The sequence below is a fragment of the Oleiphilus sp. HI0043 genome (genome assembly GCF_001634935.1).
The window spans coordinates 1-2,127 of sequence record NZ_LWEY01001146.1 but is presented as its reverse complement, the minus strand read 5'-3'; the positions used below and the strand labels follow the sequence as shown (position 1 = coordinate 2,127).

Sequence of the window (2,127 nt, the reverse complement as noted above, 5' to 3'; positions counted from 1 at the left end):
TTCTGAGTTCTTAACAATAAATTAAGAGCATAAGGTCAAAAGACTAAAAGCAAAAATCATATAACCAGGCCATCTTTCGGATCTTCGTTTTCTGTCACCGTTTATGCAAAGAAACGCATAAACGTCGCCATAAAACTCATCCCGCAAATGGCGGCGTTATATTTCAGGGAGAATTCAGTGCACGATTTTGTAGGCCGATGGAAAATTAAGTTAATGACAACTTGGCCTCAAGACTACGTTGACCTCGATGAACCCGGTTATTTTGAGTTTACTGAAGATGGATTAGGCCAGTTCGTTTTTGGTGCTGTAAAAGGGTGGCTCGATGTTAGGGTATCTCACCGAACACCTTATCTTGAGTTTAGCTGGCAAGGCACTTGCGAGGGTGATGACCTTTGTGGTCGGGGTAAAATTGAATTTCCTACTCCTTTACAAGGTGACGGTGAAATTTATATTCATTGTGGTGACGAGTCAGGGTTCATCATTGAAAGAAAAATATAACCAGGCCAGCCAACATCGCCCACAAAGGGCCGTGGGCTGGACTCGCTTCGCTCGCCGTTGCTGGCGGCGTTAAAATTTCTAAGCAACGTACTCTCTGGCAGATATCGCTATGTCTGGAAATTGCTTTAGTATTTTTTTGTCAGCAGTCACTAGTTTGCAGTTTTGGCTCTTTGCCAAGCAAATAAACTCAGAGTCATAAGCAGAACAACCTGATTCATTTGCAGTATTTAATACTTCGAAAGAATTTACGGTATATTCATTGTCTTTGAGTAAATTCTCAGCTTGTTGTTGTATTTCTAAGGCATCCTCCATAGAAATAAGCTCTTTTCTAAGGTACAAAGCTAAGATGTTTCGTAACTCACTGCGCCATAATATAGGGGCAATCCAATCTGGGTCTTTCAATAGCAAGGCTTCTACGTATTCGCTATAGTCAGAGGGTAAATATAAGTAAGCTATTGTATTAGTGTCAGCTACAATCATTCTCTGCCTTCAGCTTTGGCTTTAGTTAAATCTTCCTCAGTAACTTTCAAACCTTTTAGTTTTTGCCTCATTGTTCGTGCATTCATTAAAAGTTGGTCTTTATCTATTTTTTGTGGTCTCAAAACCTTCTCTAGGCATACAATAAGCTCACTATTTATACTTCTGTGGTGTGCTTCAGCAGATTGTTTTAGCTGGCTGTATAAAATGTCTGGTATATTCTTCACTGTAATTGCGGGCATAAAAAACACTCATGGTTGCAATATGGTTTCATTATGGTTGCATAAATAAATGATTTTAACAAGCGCCTCCAACGGACAAATTTTTCTGTCACCACTTTTGCGCTGCGCGGCAAAACTGCCGCCAGCAAAATTTGCTCGTTGAGGCGGGCGTTAGGCAATAAAATGAATTTGGAATCTCACACTAAATATTTTCTTACCTTAGACGGTAAGGAATTAGAATTTGAGAACTTCTCCGAGACAAGAGAAGCACTGCGGAATGCGCTAAATTCGAAATCAGGAAAGATATTGCTGGCAGCTGACGATGGTTTAAGGCCTTGGTGGCAAAGATTCATTTTTGGTGCCAGAAACTATATTCGTGTTTACTTCGCTCTAGAATGGAGTGACGAAATATCTGGCCTCATATTTTATGATGAAAATGCTAGTGAATTTCGTGCTTTAAGTGATTCTCGAAATGAAAATATTTCAGTAGCTGATCGAAAGGAAATCTCTTTCGGAGAGAGTGAGCCACTGCACGAAAAGTACTGTATTGCTACAGATATTGCGAAGAGTTCAATTGTTGAGTTTCTAGAAAAAGAAGAGCGTCCTGAGTGGCATAATTACGAATTTGTGCGATGATCTGCCTAACAAAAAGTTGGTGGTTCAGCCCCTGCGGGGCTTGGACGCTTACAGCGCCCCACGACAAAAGCGTTGGTATGACTCCCCACGTCAAGAGGCCCGCACAAAATCCTGCCGGAACCTCGGCCAGAGCCTTTCTTTTTAATTAACATTCTTCCCGTTAGGGAAGCGTCAACGCATCAGATGAAGCAAGTAATTTCGACGGTGATCATGCTGGTATTCGTGGGTTGCTAACGCGACGCGTTAACCTATCCAACCTTACTTATTACGTCGTGGTGCCTGTCTTCAGTCTATG

General features: G+C 41.5%; 4 protein-coding genes. 2 read left to right on the top strand and 2 right to left on the bottom strand.

Annotation, left to right across the window (positions count from 1 at the left end; genetic code table 11):
* Nucleotides 1-213 precede the first annotated feature (213 nt).
* Complete coding sequence (locus A3729_RS13180) at nucleotides 214-498, top strand: hypothetical protein (protein WP_068751095.1); 285 nt, start codon at nucleotides 214-216, stop codon at nucleotides 496-498.
* Nucleotides 499-576: 78 nt separating this feature from the next.
* Here A3729_RS13180 and A3729_RS13175 read toward each other — a convergent pair whose 3' ends face one another.
* Both A3729_RS13175 and A3729_RS13170 read right to left on the bottom strand, forming a co-directional pair.
* Complete coding sequence (locus A3729_RS13175; protein ID WP_068511203.1) at nucleotides 577-978, bottom strand: type II toxin-antitoxin system VapC family toxin; 402 nt, start codon at nucleotides 976-978, stop codon at nucleotides 577-579.
* Entirely contained in the window at nucleotides 975-1,217 is a 243-nt protein-coding gene (locus A3729_RS13170; RefSeq protein ID WP_068510145.1) for an Arc family DNA-binding protein, read from the bottom strand. Before A3729_RS13170 ends, A3729_RS13175 begins: the two co-directional genes overlap by 4 nt.
* Nucleotides 1,218-1,379: 162 nt before the next feature.
* Here A3729_RS13170 and A3729_RS13165 point away from each other — a divergent pair, with 162 nt between their 5' ends.
* A complete protein-coding gene (locus A3729_RS13165) occupies nucleotides 1,380-1,832 on the top strand; it encodes a hypothetical protein (RefSeq protein ID WP_068511205.1) in 453 nt (150 codons plus the stop codon).
* Nucleotides 1,833-2,127: the final 295 nt, after the last annotated feature.

Coding starts and splice junctions, on each gene's coding strand:
- A3729_RS13180 (WP_068751095.1), top strand. CDS start 214: ATGACAACTTGGCCTCAAGACTACGTTGACCTCGATGAACCCGGTTAT.
- A3729_RS13175 (WP_068511203.1), bottom strand. CDS start 978: ATGATTGTAGCTGACACTAATACAATAGCTTACTTATATTTACCCTCT.
- A3729_RS13170 (WP_068510145.1), bottom strand. CDS start 1,217: ATGCCCGCAATTACAGTGAAGAATATACCAGACATTTTATACAGCCAG.
- A3729_RS13165 (WP_068511205.1), top strand. CDS start 1,380: ATGAATTTGGAATCTCACACTAAATATTTTCTTACCTTAGACGGTAAG.